This window comes from Methanosarcina sp. MTP4 (assembly GCF_000970045.1).
In the GTDB taxonomy this organism is placed as follows: Archaea; Halobacteriota; Methanosarcinia; order Methanosarcinales; family Methanosarcinaceae; genus MTP4.
Map to the genome: position 1 here is coordinate 3,583,495 of NZ_CP009505.1, position 19,634 is coordinate 3,603,128.

General features: G+C 48.1%; 22 protein-coding genes. 9 read left to right on the forward strand and 13 right to left on the reverse strand.

Annotated features, from left to right (window positions below):
* Positions 1-36 precede the first annotated feature (36 nt).
* From MSMTP_RS15030 to MSMTP_RS15040, 3 genes are all read left to right on the forward strand, one after another.
* Positions 37-327 carry a DUF424 domain-containing protein gene (locus MSMTP_RS15030; RefSeq protein WP_048181073.1) on the forward strand — a complete coding sequence of 97 codons (291 nt, stop codon included), beginning with the start codon at positions 37-39 and terminating at the stop codon, positions 325-327.
* A 138-nt stretch (positions 328-465) separates the two neighbouring features.
* Entirely contained in the window at positions 466-1,089 is a 624-nt protein-coding gene (locus MSMTP_RS15035) for a hypothetical protein (protein WP_048181076.1), read from the forward strand.
* A gap of 30 nt (positions 1,090-1,119) precedes the next feature.
* The gene (locus MSMTP_RS15040) at positions 1,120-2,082 is read left to right on the forward strand and encodes a coiled-coil protein (RefSeq protein WP_048181079.1); all 963 of its coding nucleotides are present in this window, start codon (positions 1,120-1,122) and stop codon (positions 2,080-2,082) included.
* A gap of 239 nt (positions 2,083-2,321) precedes the next feature.
* Here MSMTP_RS15040 and MSMTP_RS15045 read toward each other — a convergent pair whose 3' ends face one another.
* From MSMTP_RS15045 to MSMTP_RS15065, 5 genes are all read right to left on the reverse strand, one after another.
* The gene (locus MSMTP_RS15045) at positions 2,322-2,963 is read right to left on the reverse strand and encodes an S-layer protein domain-containing protein (protein ID WP_231582814.1); all 642 of its coding nucleotides are present in this window, start codon (positions 2,961-2,963) and stop codon (positions 2,322-2,324) included.
* On the reverse strand, positions 2,947-3,924 hold the full coding sequence (locus MSMTP_RS15050) for a biotin--[acetyl-CoA-carboxylase] ligase (RefSeq protein ID WP_048181085.1): 978 nt from the start codon (positions 3,922-3,924) through the stop codon (positions 2,947-2,949). The genes MSMTP_RS15045 and MSMTP_RS15050 overlap by 17 nt, the downstream gene beginning before the upstream one ends.
* 132 nt (positions 3,925-4,056) lie before the next feature.
* A complete protein-coding gene (locus MSMTP_RS15055) occupies positions 4,057-5,538 on the reverse strand; it encodes an acetyl-CoA carboxylase biotin carboxylase subunit (RefSeq protein ID WP_048181088.1) in 1,482 nt (493 codons plus the stop codon).
* 21 nt (positions 5,539-5,559) lie between these two features.
* Positions 5,560-7,278: a sodium-extruding oxaloacetate decarboxylase subunit alpha gene (gene oadA / locus MSMTP_RS15060; protein ID WP_048181091.1), complete on the reverse strand. Its 1,719-nt coding sequence runs from the start codon at positions 7,276-7,278 to the stop codon at positions 5,560-5,562.
* 785 nt (positions 7,279-8,063) lie between these two features.
* A complete protein-coding gene (locus MSMTP_RS15065; RefSeq protein ID WP_048181094.1) occupies positions 8,064-9,023 on the reverse strand; it encodes a class I SAM-dependent methyltransferase in 960 nt (319 codons plus the stop codon).
* A gap of 458 nt (positions 9,024-9,481) precedes the next feature.
* Between MSMTP_RS15065 and MSMTP_RS15070 the strand changes: the two genes are divergently transcribed.
* Positions 9,482-9,691, forward strand: coding sequence for a histone family protein (locus tag MSMTP_RS15070; protein ID WP_048181097.1), 210 nt, complete (start codon positions 9,482-9,484; stop codon positions 9,689-9,691).
* 40 nt (positions 9,692-9,731) lie between these two features.
* Here MSMTP_RS15070 and MSMTP_RS15075 read toward each other — a convergent pair whose 3' ends face one another.
* From MSMTP_RS15075 to MSMTP_RS15085, 3 genes are all read right to left on the reverse strand, one after another.
* On the reverse strand, positions 9,732-9,995 hold the full coding sequence (locus MSMTP_RS15075) for a 4Fe-4S binding protein (protein WP_048181100.1): 264 nt from the start codon (positions 9,993-9,995) through the stop codon (positions 9,732-9,734).
* Positions 9,996-10,251: 256 nt separating this feature from the next.
* Positions 10,252-10,773 (reverse strand): small multi-drug export protein, encoded by a 522-nt coding sequence (locus MSMTP_RS15080; protein WP_048181103.1) that lies wholly within the window; start codon positions 10,771-10,773, stop codon positions 10,252-10,254.
* A 131-nt stretch (positions 10,774-10,904) separates the two neighbouring features.
* The gene (locus tag MSMTP_RS15085; protein ID WP_048181106.1) at positions 10,905-11,906 is read right to left on the reverse strand and encodes a replication factor C small subunit; all 1,002 of its coding nucleotides are present in this window, start codon (positions 11,904-11,906) and stop codon (positions 10,905-10,907) included.
* 440 nt (positions 11,907-12,346) lie between these two features.
* On the opposite strand from MSMTP_RS15085, the gene MSMTP_RS15090 reads away from it, so the two are divergent.
* The 4 genes from MSMTP_RS15090 (at position 12,347) to MSMTP_RS15105 (ending at position 15,855) form a co-directional block, all read left to right on the forward strand.
* A complete protein-coding gene (locus MSMTP_RS15090; RefSeq protein WP_048181110.1) occupies positions 12,347-12,967 on the forward strand; it encodes a hypothetical protein in 621 nt (206 codons plus the stop codon).
* A gap of 255 nt (positions 12,968-13,222) precedes the next feature.
* Positions 13,223-14,275 (forward strand): epoxyqueuosine reductase, encoded by a 1,053-nt coding sequence (locus MSMTP_RS15095; protein WP_048181113.1) that lies wholly within the window; start codon positions 13,223-13,225, stop codon positions 14,273-14,275.
* Between the two features lie 97 nt (positions 14,276-14,372).
* On the forward strand, positions 14,373-14,912 hold the full coding sequence (locus MSMTP_RS15100; protein ID WP_048181115.1) for a DUF2284 domain-containing protein: 540 nt from the start codon (positions 14,373-14,375) through the stop codon (positions 14,910-14,912).
* A 67-nt stretch (positions 14,913-14,979) separates the two neighbouring features.
* On the forward strand, positions 14,980-15,855 hold the full coding sequence (locus MSMTP_RS15105; protein ID WP_048181118.1) for a DUF1638 domain-containing protein: 876 nt from the start codon (positions 14,980-14,982) through the stop codon (positions 15,853-15,855).
* 260 nt (positions 15,856-16,115) lie between these two features.
* Here the strand turns inward: MSMTP_RS15105 and MSMTP_RS15110 are convergent, their stop codons facing one another.
* Entirely contained in the window at positions 16,116-16,868 is a 753-nt protein-coding gene (locus MSMTP_RS15110) for a helix-turn-helix domain-containing protein (protein ID WP_048181121.1), read from the reverse strand.
* A gap of 115 nt (positions 16,869-16,983) precedes the next feature.
* Here MSMTP_RS15110 and MSMTP_RS19465 point away from each other — a divergent pair, with 115 nt between their 5' ends.
* Positions 16,984-17,139 (forward strand): hypothetical protein, encoded by a 156-nt coding sequence (locus tag MSMTP_RS19465; RefSeq protein ID WP_156153860.1) that lies wholly within the window; start codon positions 16,984-16,986, stop codon positions 17,137-17,139.
* A 103-nt stretch (positions 17,140-17,242) separates the two neighbouring features.
* Here the strand turns inward: MSMTP_RS19465 and MSMTP_RS15115 are convergent, their stop codons facing one another.
* The 4 genes from MSMTP_RS15115 to rnfE are packed head-to-tail and all read right to left on the reverse strand — an operon-like array spanning position 17,243 to position 19,632.
* A complete protein-coding gene (locus tag MSMTP_RS15115) occupies positions 17,243-17,578 on the reverse strand; it encodes a DUF4870 domain-containing protein (RefSeq protein ID WP_048181124.1) in 336 nt (111 codons plus the stop codon).
* A 57-nt stretch (positions 17,579-17,635) separates the two neighbouring features.
* A complete protein-coding gene (locus MSMTP_RS15120; protein WP_048181127.1) occupies positions 17,636-18,427 on the reverse strand; it encodes a Fe-S cluster domain-containing protein in 792 nt (263 codons plus the stop codon).
* Positions 18,420-19,013, reverse strand: a complete 594-nt coding sequence (gene rnfA, locus MSMTP_RS15125) for an Rnf electron transport complex subunit RnfA (RefSeq protein WP_048181132.1) — start codon at positions 19,011-19,013, stop codon at positions 18,420-18,422. Before rnfA ends, MSMTP_RS15120 begins: the two co-directional genes overlap by 8 nt.
* 1 nt (position 19,014) lies before the next feature.
* Positions 19,015-19,632: an Rnf electron transport complex subunit RnfE gene (gene rnfE / locus MSMTP_RS15130; RefSeq protein WP_048181135.1), complete on the reverse strand. Its 618-nt coding sequence runs from the start codon at positions 19,630-19,632 to the stop codon at positions 19,015-19,017.
* Positions 19,633-19,634: the final 2 nt, after the last annotated feature.

Genomic DNA, 19,634 nt, shown 5'->3' on the forward strand with positions numbered 1-19,634 from the left:
AAAATGGTTAAGCTGTAAATACTAAAAGGGTAAAATATGTACTTAAAGATCTATGAAAACGGAAAAAACTTTTTGGTAGCGGCTTGCGACAGCGAAGTGCTTGGAAAAACACTGAAACACGGCATGGCCAATGTGGAAATAGACCGGAATTTTTACGAAGGTAAAAAGGTTTCAGAACCCGAACTCCAGGAAGCCCTATGGAGAGCAACAACTGCCAACCTCTTTGGAGAAAAAACGGTCCAGTGTGCCATAAAGTGCGAACTTGTCGATCAGGGATCCGTGATCATGATCGATGGAGTACCCCATGCCCAGATTTTCAGGGTATGAAGCCTGAGAGTATATGATGCTTAAGGAAAAGGGCAAGGACAGCAAAAATGCGATCTTGCTACCTGATACACATATCTCAAAGGAAGAGAAGATTATCCTAGAATATATTTATAAAATTAAACTGCAAATAGTGATACAGTGAACGAAAGCAGCGAAAACACCGGAATCAGGACATTGCCATCAGGGGAACTGGTTGCCGGGGTTGTGGGTAAACACAGGCGATTCCTGGAAGAATACAGAAAGGAATTCGAAGAGCTGGAAAGCCGGCTGAACGAGATCGAAGGCGAAGTCAAGAACTCGAAGAACTTCAGGAGCCAGATGCTCGAGAGAAAGGAGGTTCTTAAGGAAAAAAGGCAGCAGTTCTACCATCAGGTAGAAGGACTGCTTGAAAAGGAGCTTTTTCCGAAAATCGACCAGATATCTACCGATAAACTCCTAGAAGAAATAAAGAAACTTAAGGCCCAGATAGAGCCGGGAGAAGAACAGGAGTTTGCTGGAGCGTTTACAGGAAGCTTCCGGGAGGCATCCAGGAAAGCGGACCTTGAAGAAAGCATTGTTCAGCAGGTTGGGGCTAAAATCGAAGAAGCAAAAAACTCTAACCAGGAACTTAAAAAGATTGAGGAATCAGAAAAACAGCTGGAAGAATCCCACGGCAGCAAGAGCGAGGAATTGTCAAAAGGCAAGCCCCAGCACAAGTTGCTCAAAAGCAAAATAAAAAGCCATGAAGAGGCGCTCAAATACTGGGAAACACTGGCAGTTTAAGAACTTCCGGAAACATGCGGGTGGTAGTACATGGACAACGACGTTTCAACAGAAGAAATTGCAACGGCCGACCTTTCAGACCTCAACGAACGGGAGCTGAAGAATAAGGTAAACGAGCTCAGGAACAGGATAGAGAAGAGTGAGAGGCAGTTAAGTTCGGTTTTCAAGGAACTGAAAAATCACAGGACCGATATCGACGAACTGAAAGAAAAACGGGACTCTTTGAACCAGCAGGTCAGGGAACGGGTCAGGAAAGCGCAGGAACTCAGGAAAAAGCGGGATGGAATTAACGACCTGATATCCGAGTACAAGGAAAAAAGAAGCAGCGTAAACTCCAAAACTCAGGGTCTTTTTACCGGAATTGCGGAACTTAAGGAGAAAAGGGACGAGTACAACAGGCTTTCCCATGGAAGCGTAGAATCCCTTTCCAAAGCCTACCTGGCCGAAATGGAAACATTTTTTGATAAAGAACTCCCCCTTGCCGTTGAGATAAAGATCTACCAGAAACTAAATGACCTGGGAAAACGCCTGGAGTCTGCCAGGAAAGCAAACGAGCTTCACGCCCAGATTCAGGAAAGCTACACGGAATCCAAGGAAATCCACCAGGAAGGCGATGAACTTCACGAAAAGATCCAGGCTCTTTCCGATGAATCCCAGGCTTGCCACCTTGAAATGCTGGAAAACTTCAAGGCAGCCGACGAAATCCGGAAAGAAGCAAACATGTACCATGCCCAGCTCACGGACAAGTTCTCAAGCATAAACGCAATCAAAGAAAAAATCGATCCCCTGAAGACAGGCATTGCCAGCGCCAGAAAAGAACTTTCCTTATATCTCGATAGGTTGAAGGATGTCCAGCTGGCAAAAGACGAGAACAAGGTTAGCCAGAAACACAGTACAGCCCGGGAAAAACTTCAGAAAAATGCCCGCATGAGTCTTGAAGACCTAAAACTCCTGATTGAAAAAGGAGATGTCAAGTTCAACTCAAAAGAGTGAAAAAAGCGAGGTAGCCGGAACCACCCGGGGAAGAGCCCGTCCTTAAGGCGGGTTTCGTCATTTTTCTTTTATTGATTTATTCGATTAATTTATTCGATTAATTTATTCGATTAATTTATTCGATTAATTTATTCGATTAATTTATTCGATTGATTTATTCGATTGATTCATTCGATTGATTTATTCGATTGATTCATTCGATTGATTCATTCGATTGATTTATTCGATTATTACAGTTCCTACTTTTGTTCTTTAGTTCGCCCTGCAAAAATGCCAATAAAGAAGAGCAAGCTTCCCAAACTCAGGAAGAAAATGGATGCATTGAAACCTTTTGCTTGATATTCAGGGCCACCGGGCAAAGAAGAGTTGTTTTCGGAGCTTTCGGGGAGAGGGGACGTGGGGGTTTGGGGCTTGGGATATTTAGGGTCAAGGTACTGGTAAACGGGGAAAAACCTGACCAGTGCTCCGTCCGTCCCTGCATAGATGGTATCCACAGTTATATTCAGGAATACCGTAGAGTTTCGGGAATAAACAAGACTGGTGCCTTCGGTGGCGATGGCATCTTCCAGGGAAATCCCTTCCCTACTGAGTTCAAGCCAGACACGGCTTGCATCGGGGTCCGCACCTTTCACGTAAAGCTCATAACCCTGATAAAAGGTGTGGGAGTCTCCGGACCTTACATAGAGGTCCTCCCCATCAATCAGGATAATGGAAAGCCGATCCTCTTCATTCACGGCAGCGGATGCCGAAGAGACTCCAGAACAGACATAAATAAGGAAAAAGAGGAGGACCAGAAGGAAAAAAAGGAAGATGGGGAAAAACTGCATTCCCCTTTTTTCGCTTCCCGAAGACCTCCATGGAGACTTACTTAGGCCGTGCATAGATACATCTGCCTGCAATGACCTCTTCTTTCGTATTGTCGGCTTTCCTTATCACAAGAGCTCCGTCAGAGGTGACACCTACTGCTTTGCCTTCGATAATCCGCGAAGGAGTCGTGACTTTGACATCCCTTCCGATTGTATCGGAAAGCGCAAGCCAGTCGTTGAGGATCTGGGAAAATGGCTGGGTCTTGAAAAGGATGTACTGCTGTTCCAGTTCAAAAAGCAGGTCCTGAAGGAACTGTACCCTCCTGATATGCCTGCCCAGTTCCGCCTTCAAGGTCGTGGAACCGGCACGTAAGGGCTCGGGGATGTCTTTTAAGTCCATGTTGGCATTGATGCCGATCCCCAGCACCACGTAGTCCACGCGATCCACTTCAGCTTTTGCCTCGGTCAGGATTCCGCAAACTTTCTTCCCGTTGATGCGTACATCGTTTGGCCACTTAATACGGGCATCGAGCCCAAGGTCCCGCATCACATTGGCAACCGCAAGCCCCGCAACAAGGGTCAGCCGCGAGGCATGCCTGAGAGGGATCCCGGGTTTGAGGAGCACGGACATCCAGATCCCGCCGTGCGGGGAGATCCATTCCCTCCCCATACGACCTCTTCCGCCCTTCTGCACCTCGGCAATCACAAGCGTCCCCTCTTCCTCGGACGCTCCAATCTCTTTTGCGAGGCTGTTTGTGGAGCTTACTTCATCGAAATAATGGATCTTTTTCCCCAGAAGGGTTGTTGTAAGCCCCATCTTGATTTCCTCAGGGTAGAGGAGCTGGGGCACGGATTTCAGGACGTATCCCCTCTTGGGAGACGATTCTATTTCATAGCCGTCAGCCTGGAGGGACTTAATGTACTTCCAGACCATCGTCCTGGAAATTCCAAGTTCAAGTCCCAGTTCTTCCCCTGAGACGGGGGTTTTCTGTGCGTCCTTAAGCGCCTTAATTATCCTAGAGCGTTTATCTCCCATCCGTACACCCCATACAAATGTATGATTTCCACAGTATAATACTTTAGTTCAAACATGTACTTCATACCAAACAGACCAGAGTTTCTGGCATTTTCACATTAATTTCCACGTTTTTTAGGGAGAAAGGCCAGATTATCGCTGAGTCTTCTTGGCCATGCTGACATAGCTCTCTACGGCAGCTGCAATCGCTGCAACCTTCTTGTCCTTTGCCTCCAGAGCAGAAGCCAGAGTAATCCCTTTTTCGGACTCGGACATGACAACCTCTTCCACGGCTTCCAGGATATTCTGCTCCTCGATAAAACCGGTTGTAAGGTCACCTTTCCTGAACGCCGGGTTTCGCATGACCGCTTTATGGAAAGGAATGTTGGTAGTTACCCCTACGACCACGTATTCGTAGAGGGCTCTTTGCATCCTGGCAATCGCTTCATCCCGGGTCCTGCCCCATACGCAGAGCTTTGAGATCATTGAATCGTAAAACGGGGAGATTGTGTAACCCATATGCACCCCACTGTCAACCCTGACGCCGGGCCCGCCTGCCGAACGGTATCTCCGGATCTTCCCCGGAGAGGGGGCAAAGTCGTTGAGGGGGTCTTCAGCGTTGATCCTGCATTCGATCGCATGCCCGTCAATGGTGATATCTTCCTGCTCAAGTTCGAGTTTTTCTCCGCAGGCTACCCTGAGCTGTTCCTTCACGATATCTATCCCTGTTACCATCTCCGTGATCCCGTGCTCGACCTGCAGGCGGGTGTTGACTTCAAGGAAATAGTAGCTGCCCTTCGAATAGAGGAACTCCACAGTCCCTGCGTTTACATACCCTATCGCCTTTGCGACCTTTACTGCCGAGTCTCCCATCTCTTTCCGGAGTTCGGGAGTCATGATCGGGGAAGGCGCTTCTTCGATGAGCTTCTGGTGCCTTCTCTGGATGGAACATTCCCTATCCGAGAGGTAGACAGTGTTTCCGTAAGAATCAGCCAGGATCTGGATCTCAATGTGCCGCGGCTCTTCCACATACTTTTCAATAAACACGGAAGAGTCTCCAAAAGCCGAACCCGCCATCTGACGGGTAGAGTTGAGGGCGACGGCAAACTCGCTTCTGGAGTGCACGACCTTCATCCCAATCCCGCCGCCTCCGGCAGAAGCCTTCAACAGGACCGGATACCCGATATCTTCCGCCACTTTCAGGGCTTCGTCAACGTCTTCGACGGCATCCTTCGTGCCGGGAACCACGGGGACCCCGGCTTTTATCATCAGGTTCCTGGCCCGGATCTTGCTACCCATTTCGGCAATTACATGGCTCGGAGGCCCTATGAAGATGATCCCTTCGTCCTCACAGCGCTTTGCAAAAGCAGGGTTTTCAGAGAGGAAACCGTAGCCGGGATGGATGGCATCGGTCCCGGTCTTTTTTGCGACCTCTATGATGGCGTCCATGTTCAGGTAACTCTGGCTGGTGGGTGCCGGGCCTATCAGGTAGGCCTCGTCGGCATACTTAGCAAAGAGGGCGTTTTTATCCGCCTCCGAACATACTGCAACCGTGGAGATGCCCATTTCCCGGCAAGCCCGCATAACCCTGATTGCGATTTCTCCGCGGTTTGCAACCAATACTTTTTTAAACATGATACCCTCCGCTCACTCATTTCACTCGATTGCCAGAATCAGGTCCCCTGGAGCCAGGGTGTCACCTTCGGCAACGAAAATTTCCTTCACGGTACCCGAATGCGGGGCATGGACCGCATTTTCCATCTTCATGGCTTCAATGACCGCGACGGTGTCTCCTTCCTCAACCGTGTCCTCGACCTTGACCTTAAGGGAGAGCACCATTCCCTGCATGGAACTGGTAACAGCGCCTTTGACGGACTCGGAAGTCGGCTTCGAGGGTGCGGATTCGGATACGGAAATCCCACCAGTGGGCTCAACTTTGACATCGAAGACCTCGTCGTCCACCGTGACTTTGAATTCGGTGGGGATCGTGTATTCCTGCGGGGAAGCGGGTTTCGGGGCCACAACCGCAAGGGCTTCTTCTTCCATCTCCCCCTGCAGGAACTTAGGAGCAATAGCCGGATAGAGGATGTAGGTCAGGATGTCCTCCTCGGACCTGGCAATGCCCAATTCCTCGGCTTCCTTCTTCCGCTTCTCATACTCGGGCTTCAGGAGGTCAGCAGGACGGCAGTGGATGGGCTCTTCGTCCCCGATAATCTTCCCGACCATTTCCGGGCTGATGGGGGCAGGAGAACGCCCGTAAAGTCCGCGCACGTAGTCCTTGACCTCTTTTGGGATGACCTTATAACGCTCGCCCATGAGCACGTTCAGTACGGCCTGGGTGCCCACGATCTGGCTGGTAGGAGTCACCAGGGGCGGATAGCCAAGCTCTGCCCTGACCCGGGGCATTTCATCAAGCACCGCATCGTACTTGTCAAGGGCATTTTGCTCCTTTAGCTGGGAGACCAGGTTCGAGAGCATCCCGCCCGGGATCTGGTAGATAAGGACATTGGTGTCGACCTGCTCGGAAATCGGGTCCAGAATCCCTCTGTACTTTTCCTTGAGTTCCTTGAAATACCGGACAACTTCCTCAAAAGCCCCCAGGTCAAGCCCCGTGTCGTAGGGAGTGTTCTTGAGGGCTGCCACGACAGTTTCCGTAGGGGGCTGGGAAGTACCCCAGGCAAGGGGAGAAATTGCGGTGTCAAGGATGTCCACTCCTGCCTCACAGGCTGCCATATAGCTCATTGGAGCCATTCCCGAGGTACAGTGACAGTGCAGGGATATGGGGATGGAGACCTCCTTTTTCATGGCACCGATAATACTTGCAGCTTCACTGGGGGCAAGCAGCCCGGCCATGTCCTTGATGCAGAGAGAATCGCACTCGAGTTCTTCGAGCTGTTTTGCGAGTTCAACATATTTCTCCACAGTATGCACCGGACTTATGGTGTAGCAAACCGTACCCTGAACGTGGGCTCCAAGACCCTTTGCGACCTTGATCGAGAGTTCCATATTCCGGATGTCATTGACCGCGTCGAAGACCCGGAAAATGTCAATGCCGTTTTCATAAGCTTTTGTAACGAATTTTTCAACGACGTCATCCGAGTAGTGCCGGTACCCGACAAGGTTCTGCCCCCTAAGAAGCATCTGGCCATAGGTATTGTCCATTTTCTTCTTGATATCCCGAAGGCGGTGCCATGGATCTTCATTCAAGTATCGGATACAGCTGTCAAAGGTGGCACCTCCCCACATCTCAAGGGAGAAATATCCTACCTGGTCCAGATGTTCGACCACTTCGAGCATGTCCCGTGTCCGCATCCTGGTGGCCAGGAGGGACTGGTGTGCATCCCGGAGGACGGTTTCAGTAATTTTTACACTCATGGATGAACCTCTTTAAGATTGAACCGAAACAACACCATATGTCATTTCAGTGGGGGTTTTCCGGAGCAAACAGGAATCTCCGGAATTGATAGTAATTTGCAATTTATTCACCTTTATTTGAAGTTAAAGTTTTAATTGCAATATTATCATAATTTTAATGTCGTAATTCGATTATTTAGTAATTCGATTATTTAGTAATTCGATTATTTAGTAATTCGATTATTTAGTAATTCGATTATGTTTAATTTGATAGTGAGTCAAACGGACCCTTGTTGTAGTGGGTCCCTGTTGCAGTGGATTCCAGATTAACAATGTTATAATTGAGTTCAATTGCAACTAGTTTAAATTAATCGCAGTTCTTAAGGCCGATTCAGGAATAATTGCGGCATAATCGCTCATTTGTAAGGGTAATTAAGAAAATCGGCATTTATGGGCATCACCCACAAAACTCGATAAATATTTGCGTTGTTCAGAAATAATGTATATTAGTATTGTTAACAAGTAATATACCTTTCGCTGGCGTTGACATTAAAAAATAAACGAAAGTATCAGGAGGTTGCTGCCGATTATGAAAAAAACCTGCTGATTTGTTAACAAATAAGCCTGTTAACGCAACAGCCTGAAAGCCCGGAAGATTTGAAGAGAAATAAGGAAGAGTTACAAAAAATAAAGGGGATTTATAAGGGGGTACACCCCGCCCTGTTTGATGATTTACATTTTCCGGAACTTAATGGTTAACATGATCCGGAGCTTAATGACCCATAGCACCGGGCCGGGAAATTAGTTCACTTACATAGGACTTTCTTACCCACAAAATACCACTGATCAAACACGCCATCTGCGTCCGTGTTGTCCACTATTTCCCCTTCGACTCCCGCCCTGCGAAGGGCTTCTGCCAGGATCTCTATTTCAGGCCTGCTTTTTACGGTGAAAAGCAAAAGACCACCTTCTGTTACGACTTTTGCAGCTTCATTGACAATACCTATCCAGAGATCCTTGTTAAATTCATAGACCAAGCCCAGCATGAAACCCACAACGACATCGAAACTCCCGGGTTCGAAGTACCTGGAAAGCTGCATTGCGTCCATTACAAGGGCTTTTTTAGGGTTAAGGACCCCATGCTCAAGCCCCTGGCAGACCGTACACTTGTTAAGCTCCATTGCAATGGGGTCCAGGCCTAGCCTGTAGAGGGCAAGTGTAGACATACCGTTCCCGCAGCAGACCTCGAGCACTCTGCCTTCAAGTGAGAAACCTTTATTCCCCAGGTCATGAAAAATCTCCGAGACCCTGTTGACCCGCTGTTCGGAAAAAATGCTTCCGTAAGACTCGGGCCTTGTGCTGCATTCCGAGCAGAGGTTTCGGTTCACAAGCATAAGGGAGTAATATTCATTTACTGCATCCCTCCAGAGTTCGGAAGAAACTTCAACTTCCCTTTCCGGAGGATTGAGAGAAAGAATGGAACTGGCAAAGGCTTCAAACTTCACTTTTTGGGATGCTCCCGCAAGGGCTCCCGTAAATACCGACCAGAAATCCACAGGAACATCCTCTTCCCCGGGGTTGAAGAGTAAGAGCCCCAGCGTCTGCTCCCCGTTCCGAACCCTGAGAAGCCGGACCTTCTGGTTTTCCAGGAAAGCCTGGACCCCTTCCAGGTAATGGAGAGTGGACCCGATATTCCGCTGGGAGGTATAGCTTTCTTCAACAAAATAAATTTCTTCACCGATGTCAAGGAGTTCCTGTAAAAGCATGTTTGTTTAGATTCGGATAATGTAATATCAAGATTTCGAAAAGAGGAACGCAGATATATTTCAAGGGTCTTTCAAAGAATTCAAGAATTTTTCCAGAATATTCAAGGATTTATTTAAAAAATATTCAGAGATGTTTTTCAGAGATGTTTTTCAGAGATGTTTTTCATGGAGATAGCGAAACTGGCGTCTGCTTGCGAAAAATCAAGAAAAGAACTTACCCAGATCCGAAAAAATGCATATAAGAAGTTCTAAGAAAAGAAAAGCCCTTCAGGAAATTGGGGGAGGGAATCAAAGAAATAGAAGAGCCTTAGTAAGTGAATAAAGGAGTAAAAAGGCATAAAAAGGAGAAAAAGCTCTGAAAAATACTCCGATATAAGCAAAAGTATATAAGGATTTAATTACAAAATCAGAGATTGAAAAGGATTCATATTACTAATTGAAGATAATCGGAGGATAATATGGCTAAAGTTATACCATTTGCACCAATAGAACGTTTAGTAAGAACTGCAGGAGCTCAGAGAGTCAGTGAAAGCGCAGGGATGGCCCTTACGGAGATTCTGGAAGAATACGGGCTTGAGATATCCAGAGAAGCTATAAAACTTGCAGAACATGCAGGCAGAAAAACCGTAAAAGCCGAAGATATAAAATTAGCAAAAGAAATGCTGTAAAAACAGCATTTCCATAATTTTCCTTTCTACCGATTTCTGCTTATGCGGATGCGGATTCCACTTCGACGACGGTAAGGGATTCCACAGGACAGATTTTTGAACAGGCCCCGCAGCGGACGCAGAACTCATCATCAATAACAGCCTTTCCGTCAATAATCCTGAGCGCGAGATCGGCGGTGTCGGGATCAAAATCATCTTTTTTAATCAGCTTTGCGTTCACGGGGCAGACGGAATAACAAATCCCGCACCCAATGCACTTTTCGGACTGAACTATTTTCTTGTTTTTCTTATCTGCCTTTGCCATCACAATCACCTTTAAATTCCCAATAATTTCCAGACAGCGGGAGGAATATACCGTAGAATTTTATAAGCAAGAATTAAAGACTAAATATAAAATCAAATTTATATTTGATCTGTTGATGATATATTTGACATTGTTAAGGTATATGAAGATTTCGAACATTCGTATAGGGGGAAGAAAAAGTAATGAGGGGAACCGCACTCGGGGAGTGGAGAAGGAGAAAATATAAGACCTTTACAAAAGGTGGGACCGGAAAGTTTTACCCGGGAATCCCGCTAAAAAGCAGGTCAGCAAGTCCGATACCCATCATCGTAAGAGTTGTTACGATTATCCCTGCAATCATGATCCCGGCAGCAATTGCCGGCAAAGCGTGCCTGAACTTGATCCCGAAGACGAAAGCTGCCGCACAGCCTGTCCAGGCCCCGGTGACGGGAAGGGGAATGGCTACGAAGAGAGTCAGGGCAAAGGTCCCGTATTTTTCAAACCTTTCACTGTGGTTGCGGCGGGTCCTTTCGAAGAGCCAGGAAAAGAAGAGATCAAAAATACTGAAACGCCTGAGGAAGTCCGAAACCGGTTCGAGGAAGAGCAGGAGAGGAACTACAGGGAGCATGTTACCAAGTACCGAGAAAAAATAAGCTGAAAGTGGGCCCATCCCATAGACTCCCATTGCAACAGGGATTGCCCCTCTCAGTTCGGAGATTGGGAGCGAAGCTATGATCATGGTTGCACACCAGTCGGGCACAGCCCTAAGCATTTCTATTAACGCCGCTTCTATAGACATTTTCACCTGCAATGATTAAAGGATAACTTTTCTCCAAACTTCCTTCAAGCTTATCTTCCTGCCTTCAAGCTTGTTTTCTGCTTTTCAAGCATATTTTCCGATATTCCAGCATATTTTCCGATATTCCCTGCTTATTCTCCGGAAAGTGCAAAATGTGCGAGCAGGGCTTCCAGCTGGATCTTTTCGCTGGCCCCTTCCGTGAGCCTGAAATCGATTTCTCCCAGGATGTCCACAAGATCAATTATGCGCCTCTCCGACAACCCGAGGTCCAGCATATCACGGTTTTCCAGACCGGAGATAACCCTGTAGATCTGCCCAACTATGTCTTCCCCTGAAAGCCCTTCTTCATAGAGCAACCTGTCGAGCTCTTTCTTGGCACCCTTGAAGTTCCCGAGAAGGGCAGTTTCGATCAGGCCTTTGATCTCCTCCGGGTTTGCGGTTGCCGTGGTCCTGTAGATAGTTTCCCTGGAAATAGGCTGGCCCCGGTCAATGAAAGCAGCTGCCTGCAAGGAGTTTACAGCTTTTCTCATGTCCCCCTGAGCCACATAGACAAGGGCTTCATACCCGTCTTCGGTGATGGACAGCCCCTGTTCTTCCGCAATGAACTCCAGGCGTTTCCGGATAGCCCCGTCCGAGAGCCTCCTGAACCTGTAGACAGCGCAGCGGGACTGGATGGGTTCGATGATCTTGGAAGAGTAATTGCAGGAAAGGATGAAACGGCAGTTGTTGCTGAAGCGTTCCATGGTCCTCCGCAGGGCAGACTGGGCGTCCGAGGTAAGGGCATCGGCTTCGTCCAGAAAGATAATCTTGAACCCGGACCCGCCTATGGGTGCGGTTTTTGCAAAGTTTTTGATCTTGTTCCTGACAACGTCAATCCCCCTTTCATCCGAGGCATTGAGTTCGGTAAAGTTTTCACGCCATAAATCTTCCCCGAAAATTTCCCTGGCAATGGAAACCGCAGAAGCCGTCTTTCCCACACCAGGCGGCCCGGAAAAGAGGAGATGGGGAAGGTTTTTCGTTGCCACGTAGGATTTCAGGCGCTCAATGGTCTCATCCTGCCCGGCAACCTGGTCCAGCCTTACGGGCCTGTATTTTTCAATCCAGATCTCTTCTTTAATCGTAAAGTCCTCCATTAATGCTTGCACCATAATTGGAGAAGGTAATATTTAACCTTTCGAATGTTTGAAATTGTCAGGAAGCCGGGTTTCCCCCCTAAGAACCCCATCACTCAAAAAAACGTAATCAAGAACAACTATAATTGCATGAGCCCCGATAAATACAAGCAAGGTACAAAGTAAAATGCGAAAGAAGAAAGTAAAATCTGGAACTAGAGATTAAATCTGGAACTAGAGCTTGACAGTGGGGGATTACAATAAAGTGGAAAACACCGGTTTACATCCTGATAGTACTGACCCTTATAAGCTTCGCAGCGGGATGCGTTTCGGATTCAGGAACAGAAACTGAAGCCGAAACAGAAATCGCAACAGAAGACGAAAAGGATGCCGAAGACCAGCCTCCTGAAACAGGGGAAGGCGTAGAGCCAGAGGGAGAGGACGCCGAATTCGAAGCCCTGATGCAGAGTGCAAACTCCAATTACGTAAAAGCCCTGGTCTCGACCAGCAGGAAAGACTATAATGCTTCAGAGGAAGCCCTTGATGGGCTCGTAGAAGACCTGGAAACGGTGAATGCAGAATATTCAGAAAACCCGCCTGCCGTCTACGCTGACGATGAAAAGTGGCCCGATACCCTCGATGAAGCCCTGGCAATAGCAGAACGTTCCAGAGAGCACCTTCGGGAAAACGATATCGAAGCAGCCCACGAAGCCCTGGAACCCATGCGGGACCTCTTCTTCGAGCTCCACCAGAGAAACGGAATAAACCTCATGGGCGACCGCCTGACCAGCTTCCACACGCTGATGGAAATTGCAATCGAGGACGCAAATAAAAACGACACCGCTGCTGTGGTAACCCTCATTCCCGAACTTGAAATCAGCTGGGAAGCCGTAGCTTCCGCCGAGCCTCCCGAAACTGCGGACGAAAACTACGAAGCCAGCCTTGAAGCCGTGGAGTTGAAAATCCACGAACTGGAAACCGCTGCAATCCTCAATGATGAGGAGGAAACGAAAAAGGTAGCAGAGGAAATGAGAAGGGCTTTTGCACTGGTTTTTGTGAAATACGGGGTAGTGATTGCTTAAAAAAACCCTGAATTTCTTTTTCCCTTTTTTATTTCTTTTTTTCGTATCCTCTTCAAATTTAATCTTTTTTCCCAAATTTCGTTCCTGTTCTTAAAGAGCATAATACTTGAATCAAAGACCAACTTAAGCAAGGTTATCAGGCTATACCTGCGGCCAGGTTGTACACTCCAATGCCGATTAAATATATATGAATGACCTTGCATAAATTCTATTGTAAACTTTATATGTCTCTAAAATTTACCTGAGGAATCGAAAATGGACGAATTAACCGAAACTCTCAAAGAGATGGCTCTGACCCTGGGAGCCTTCAAAGCGGGGATCTCAACAACTGAAACACTTGCGTGCGGCCCCCCTTCTGCCGACCTGACCTATGTACTGCCTGAAGCAAAGTCAGCCATCTGTTTCGCTCTGGCTTTTGACCAGAGCCTTATTGACCCTTACTTTAAAAAAGAGGATCATAAATCCCTTGAAACCAACAAAGTGCGGACCACCACCCTTGCCAACGGGATCGCCCTTGAAATGGCAGGGTTCTTGCAGCAGCTCGGATACAAAGCTGTACCCCAGGGAGCAAATTTCGTGTACAGGACGGACAGCGAAAACGGGCCCATGGACATGAACCCCCCGATTTCCCACAGGTACCTGGCAGTCCGCTCAGGAATCGGATACTTCGGGTATTCAGGGCACATTATTACGAAGGAATACGGGTCTGCGATTGCCCTGGCCTCAGTCGTTACTGACGCGGAACTTGTCCCGACGGATCCCCTGCCAGAAGAAGAAAACTACTGTGACGGGTGCAAGCTCTGCCTTTCAGTCTGCTCCACCGGATTCGTGGACCCCGTTGAAAAGGTCACGGTTACTCTTGGGGGAAGAGAGTTCAGTTACGGTAAACGGAGGAGCTACGCCCGCTGCTGCTATGTGTGCGGAGGAATGTCAGGCCTGAACCCCTCAGGAAAATGGTCAACCTGGTCTCCGGCTCGCTTTGAGATCCCCGAAAAAGATGAAGATTTTCCCGCTGTGCAGCTTCCTGCTCTGCAAGCGTACCTCGGAAGGCCGAAGATCAAAGGCGGATTTTTCGTCTCACAGATTCCGGGGTACAGGCTTGAATACAGCTGTTCCAACTGCCAGCTCGTTTGCCACCCGGATAAAGAGGTCAGGAAAGAACGCTACAGGATGCTCAAAGAAAGCGGCGTGGTCATACAGGAGCCCGATGGGACCCGCAGGGCAGTTTCACCCGAAGAAGCAAAAGAATATCTCGAATCCATGCCCCCGGAAAGGAGAAAACTTTACGAGTCGGTTTCAGAGGAATAATTCAACGGAATAATTCTGCAGAAGGTTGCGAATGTATTTTTGTGCAAATGACCATCTTGAATTAGAAAGGAATCTATTAGAGATGAGAGGGATTTAAATGCCCGATAATTTACACGTATTAATCGAAAAAGCCTCAAGTCTGGGCCTTAAAGCCTGCCCTCTGGAATCAGGTGATATTGCAGTGGAGAACCGGATTGCCCTCAAGTGCGCCCACGGCTGCCGGAACTACGGGGAGCGGTTGAGCTGTCCGCCCCACACCCTTTCCATTGACGAATTCAGGAAGGTCCTGCAGGAATACGGAAGCGCCCTTCTCCTTGTGGAAGAGCATGATACGTCAGGTGCAGAGGATATCCTCGAAGCCTGGGGAAAACTCCAGAAAGAGTCTTTCCATAAGATGTTTGAGCTGGAACAGGACGCTTTCAGGAAAGGCTTCATTTACGCCCACCTGCTCCGCCCCGGCCCCTGCAACGAATGCGAGAAGTGCAACCTGGAAAAGTGCGTAAAGCCCGAACTCAGGCGTTTTTCCCCGGAAGCCGTGGGGATCAACCTGCAGAAAGCCATGGAAAAAGCAGGTATCGAGCTTGAGTTCTGTAACCCTGAAAAAACTGTGTGCGTGGGGATTCTTCTGGTTGAGTGAAAAAGTAAAAAAGGAAAGCCCGGCAGAAAAAGCTGAAAGTTAAAAACAGCCGGAAAGAGGTTCTTACATGCCCATACTGAGTATTATCGCCTGCAGGATGTTTGAGGATGAGCTTGCCCATGTCCTTTCGAATGATAGGGAACTGGAGCAGTTGATTGTGGTAGAAGGCAGGGATAGTTTCGGGTTGCTCCGGAAACTCAAGTCCGAAAACTGTATTCATAGAACAGCGCCCCTGGATAGGGTTCCACTTCTCCTTGGGAACAGGCACGTATCCAGCTCTGGCTTCATGACGCTTGCAAAACCCCTGCTCAAGCTTCCTTTTTTCAGGGAAATTCATGAGAAGATGAAGCTCAAAGCGGCTCACAGGGTAACGGTAGTTGTAAACCCGCTCAGGTTGGGGCTTCATGACGATCTTGATCTCCTCAAGTCTGAAGTCTACGGAAAGATCAGGGAGATGGCAGCGTTTTCGGATGGAATCCTCATTTTTTACTGCAGCTGCGGGGAAGCCTTTGAGAGTCTGGAAGAGGACTTTTCGGGCTTTGAGTGCCCCATTTACTGCCTGAAAGACGGAAACGGGGAAGTCGTGGCAGATTGCATAAGCGCCGCTCTCGGGGGAAACGCTGCCTACGACGAAACCATGTACACCTGCAGGGGGACTGGCGCCCTTTACTTCACCCCCATGTGGGCTTCGGCCTGGAAAGAAATGGCAGAAGAAAGGAGAAAATCCCGGAATCTCGACGATAGTTTCCTGAAGGATCCGAGATACTCACGGCTTGTAAAACTCGATACCGGCCTTTCATATGACCCTGATTTCAATAAAAATGTCCTGGATTTTGCCCGCACTTTCGACATGGAAATTGTAGAAATAAAGGGAAGTGCGGAACTTGCAGAAAAGTCCTACAGGACTGCCAAAAAAGGTGTTATCCAGCGCACTCTGGAATGATTTACCAAAAAGAGGGCTCTGTTGAAATGTTTCCCTTATCCCCGAAAAGCTTTATTCCGAAAATTAAGGAAGGCTTCCACCAGCCTATCTGGTGGCCCTCTTCAAAAAAAAGATTGAAAATTGAAAAGGAAAGCCAGGCTTTCAGCCAGGAAAGGGACGTTCCTGAAAGGTGAATTACGGTCACTTCGGCTCGATTAAGGGTATATACGGATTCTGTATTTACACGAAGTCAGGAGTTTACGTTATTCTGATTCCACGATTTACAAAATCAGCCGGGAATAACACTCCACGACCATTTTTAAGATCTGGTATCCTTTGTCAGTTATGACATAGTCCCCTCTTTCGTTCCGCTGCAAAATCATGTCCGAATCCTGCAGCTTCCTCAGGTGAAAAAGCAGGTTTCCTCCGCGAAGCCCGGTCGTTTTCGAAAGTTCAGAGAAGCTTTGGGCCTGCGTAGCCACGGCCTGCATAATCATGAACCTGTGCTTATTCGTAATAGGCTCCAGGACCGATTCGACCATGACACCGGCAGAAACCTCCGAAATAGGGAGCGTGTACACACCGTCACCCACATATATGCCCAGAGAACGCATAAGGTCGATCTGTTTTTCGAAAAGCCGGGTGACTTCCGAAGTACACTGGCTGCAGTGCTCATAAGGAAGATTTTCCTTAATTTTTTCCAGGTTATCCCTGAAAGAATTTACCACCGAATCAGCAACTGAACCCGTTTTTATGCACTCTGCCGAGTTTACCAGAAATTCAATGAAAGCAAGAGAACAGCGAGAATTCATCGGGCAGTCCCTGACCATTTCCCTGCTCAAAGAGGTTTTTGCATCAGCAACCTCTTTCTGGAAGAATACTTCCGAATACCTGTCCCTAAGCCCTTCAAGCAGCGAATCCGTGTGTTCCTGATTTGAACGCTGTATGAAGTGGTTTAATTGACCGTTCAGCTTTGAGACTTCTTCTTTTAATTCCCGGAGCTCCGAAGAGTCCACCACAATGGAACCTGACATGTCCATACACCTTTTTTGAGAATTTCAAAATCAAGATATGACTACATTAGATTAACAATTAAGTATAGTATAATTACCTAATAATGCTTTCTGTCCTTTTAAGGCAAGGAGAAAAATGTTAAGTGAGTTAGGAGACAGCAATGGAACAGCAATGGAACAGCAATGGAACAGCAATGGAACAGCAATGGAACAGCAATGGAACAGCAATGGAACAGCAATAGAACAGGAAAATAAGAAAATCCGAGGAAGATGGAAAATTCAAGAAAACTAAGCCAGAAAAAAACTGCAAATAGAGAGTAAATCCAAAAAGAGAAAAGAAAGGGAATTGCCCTTGAAAAGGACAATTCGAATTCTCAGGTTAAATCTGTTTATCTTTATTCACCGTAGGCAAAGTCGTATGCGATCTTCCCGATGATGGGGATCTTGAACTTTGAGCCCCTGAACGCCATGTATGCGGGGATCACTATAAGCAGTAATCCGGGCATTCCCACACCGTCCGCAATGGCCCAGCCTATAACCGGAATCCACGCGACCAGGAAGATAAATAAGGCAAACGGTATAAAGATCAGGATAGACTGCATGGCATGGAAGCGGACGAATTTGTTATTGCGCTCAAGGAGCAAAAACAAAATCCCGGAGAGCCAACCACCCAAATAAGTGAGAGCCGCCACGATGTTTTCAGGTAAGCCAATGGAAGTCTTGTAGGACATACTTTCCACCTCTTGTTAAAGTGTTTTCAAAGCCAAAAGGGAAAATCGGGCCGGAGATTACCGGACCTCGATTATTCCCTGAGGACAGACCGCGGCACAGGCGCCACAGCCGGTACACTTCTCCTGGTCGATTTCGGCCAGGAAGTTCGTGACCTTGATAGCCCCTTCCGGGCATTCCTTTTCACATTTCTTACAGCCGATACAGCCGTTTTCACAGACTGCCTTGACCTGCTTACCCTTGTCGTGGGAGCGACAGAGCACATGCACTTTCTCCGAGTCCTTGGCAAAGGTGAGGATTTCGTTCGGGCAGGCTGCAATACAGTTCCCACAGCTTGTACAGAGGTTCTTGTTCACATGCGGAAAGCCGTCTTCTCCCATGGAGAGGGCATCGAACTGGCAGGCACGGACACAGGTCCCGAGCCCAAGACAGCCGTAGGAACAACCCTTTCTGGAGTCACAGAGCATCAGTGCAGCCTTACAGCCATCCACACCTTCATAATCGAAGAGGGTAACACAGCTTTTTCCGCCGTTACAGCGGACAAAGGGATACTCGGGTTCGGACTCCGTAACTTCCTGTCCCATGAGGGCGCCGATTTCCTTCGCAGTATCAAAACCGCCCACCGGACAGCTATTTATGGGAGCTCCACTTTCGACGATCGCCTCTGCGCAGGCAGCACATCCTGCATACCCGCAGCCACCGCAGTTTGCTCCGGGAAGGAGTTCCGCAACCTCATCGATAAGGGGGTTCGAATCGATCTTAAAGATCCTGGAAGCAGCGACCAGCATTGCGCCGACCGCAAACCCGAGGCCCGCCAGAACTGCTATGGAGTTTACAAGTACATCAGTCAAGCGGAATCACCCCGAAGAAGTTCACAAAGGACATGGACATGATCGTTGCGACGAATAAAGCGTATGTAACGCCTCTGCCCACAGCCTTTGGCACGTTTACGATGTTACTCCGCTCGCGGATTCCAGCCATCATGAGCATGGCAACGGTGTACCCGAGCCCTGCTGCAACTCCGAAAGTAACGCTCTGGATGAAGTTGTAGTCATTCATGACGTTAAGGAGCACCGCACCGAGCACCGCACAGTTGGTGGTGATCAGGGGCAGGTAGATACCAAGCGAACGGTAGAGTGCAGGCACGTGCTTTCTTACGATGAACTCCACAAGCTGTACGAGCGCTGCAATAACCACGATAAAGGCGATGGTCCGCAGGAACTCCAGCTTAAGGGGCACTAACACGTAATTAAACAGCACAAAGGACACGGTTGCTGCCAACGCCATGACGAAGACCACAGCTCCTGACATCCCTGATGCGCTTTTTACGTCCTTGGTCACACCCACGAAGGAACATAGACCCAGGAACTGGATGAGAAGGAAGTTCTTGACAAACACTCCTTCAAGCAAGATTGTAAATAAGGCCTTTTCAACCATTTTAACCACCCTTTGCAGCTTTCTGCTGCTTGCGATAGTTCACCATAGTCATCAGCACTGAGATTGTAAGGAAGGCCCCTGGAGACAGGATCATGAACATTGCAGGGTTCATGAATGCACTCGCGTCGATCACTGTGATCCCGAACGGGTCGATGATACCGGTCCCGAAGAATTCACGGATACCTCCAATAAGTATCAGCACGAGCAGGAAACCCGTACCCTCACCAAAGGCATCAATGGTTGAGTAAAAGACCCCATTCTTCAGGGCATAGGCTTCAGCCCTTCCGATAACAATACAGTTGACCACGATAAGGGGAATGAACACACCGAGCGATTCATACAAAGCCGGCGTAAACGCTTCCATAACCATGTCAACGATCGTAACGAAGGTTGCAATGACAATGATTTCAATGGGAAGACGGACTGCTCCGGGGATATGGTTCCGGATTGCAGAGACCATCACGTTTGAGCCGACCAGCACAAACAGAGTCCCCATAGCCATTCCGATCCCGTTTTCCACAGAGGACGTAACTGCTAAAGTCGGACAGAGTCCAAGCACGAGCCCGAAGGTCGGGTTGTCCTTGGTAATTCCACGTAAAAATTCACTTAACGGATTCATTT

Bases quoted from the DNA above. Each gene is read 5' to 3' on its own strand.
- MSMTP_RS15115 (WP_048181124.1), bottom strand. From the start codon at position 17,578: ATGTCCTACAAGACTTCCATTGGCTTACCTGAAAACATCGTGGCGGCT.
- MSMTP_RS15030 (WP_048181073.1), top strand. From the start codon at position 37: ATGTACTTAAAGATCTATGAAAACGGAAAAAACTTTTTGGTAGCGGCT.
- MSMTP_RS15085 (WP_048181106.1), bottom strand. From the start codon at position 11,906: ATGGAGGACTTTACGATTAAAGAAGAGATCTGGATTGAAAAATACAGG.
- MSMTP_RS15065 (WP_048181094.1), bottom strand. From the start codon at position 9,023: ATGCTTTTACAGGAACTCCTTGACATCGGTGAAGAAATTTATTTTGTT.
- oadA (WP_048181091.1), bottom strand. From the start codon at position 7,278: ATGAGTGTAAAAATTACTGAAACCGTCCTCCGGGATGCACACCAGTCC.
- MSMTP_RS15040 (WP_048181079.1), top strand. From the start codon at position 1,120: ATGGACAACGACGTTTCAACAGAAGAAATTGCAACGGCCGACCTTTCA.
- MSMTP_RS15080 (WP_048181103.1), bottom strand. From the start codon at position 10,773: ATGTCTATAGAAGCGGCGTTAATAGAAATGCTTAGGGCTGTGCCCGAC.
- rnfE (WP_048181135.1), bottom strand. From the start codon at position 19,632: ATGAATCCGTTAAGTGAATTTTTACGTGGAATTACCAAGGACAACCCG.
- MSMTP_RS15095 (WP_048181113.1), top strand. From the start codon at position 13,223: ATGGACGAATTAACCGAAACTCTCAAAGAGATGGCTCTGACCCTGGGA.
- MSMTP_RS15070 (WP_048181097.1), top strand. From the start codon at position 9,482: ATGGCTAAAGTTATACCATTTGCACCAATAGAACGTTTAGTAAGAACT.
- MSMTP_RS15055 (WP_048181088.1), bottom strand. From the start codon at position 5,538: ATGTTTAAAAAAGTATTGGTTGCAAACCGCGGAGAAATCGCAATCAGG.
- MSMTP_RS15075 (WP_048181100.1), bottom strand. From the start codon at position 9,995: ATGGCAAAGGCAGATAAGAAAAACAAGAAAATAGTTCAGTCCGAAAAG.
- rnfA (WP_048181132.1), bottom strand. From the start codon at position 19,013: ATGGTTGAAAAGGCCTTATTTACAATCTTGCTTGAAGGAGTGTTTGTC.
- MSMTP_RS15045 (WP_231582814.1), bottom strand. From the start codon at position 2,963: ATGCACGGCCTAAGTAAGTCTCCATGGAGGTCTTCGGGAAGCGAAAAA.
- MSMTP_RS19465 (WP_156153860.1), top strand. From the start codon at position 16,984: ATGTTAAGTGAGTTAGGAGACAGCAATGGAACAGCAATGGAACAGCAA.
- MSMTP_RS15110 (WP_048181121.1), bottom strand. From the start codon at position 16,868: ATGTCAGGTTCCATTGTGGTGGACTCTTCGGAGCTCCGGGAATTAAAA.
- MSMTP_RS15105 (WP_048181118.1), top strand. From the start codon at position 14,980: ATGCCCATACTGAGTATTATCGCCTGCAGGATGTTTGAGGATGAGCTT.
- MSMTP_RS15100 (WP_048181115.1), top strand. From the start codon at position 14,373: ATGCCCGATAATTTACACGTATTAATCGAAAAAGCCTCAAGTCTGGGC.
- MSMTP_RS15090 (WP_048181110.1), top strand. From the start codon at position 12,347: ATGCAGAGTGCAAACTCCAATTACGTAAAAGCCCTGGTCTCGACCAGC.
- MSMTP_RS15050 (WP_048181085.1), bottom strand. From the start codon at position 3,924: ATGGGAGATAAACGCTCTAGGATAATTAAGGCGCTTAAGGACGCACAG.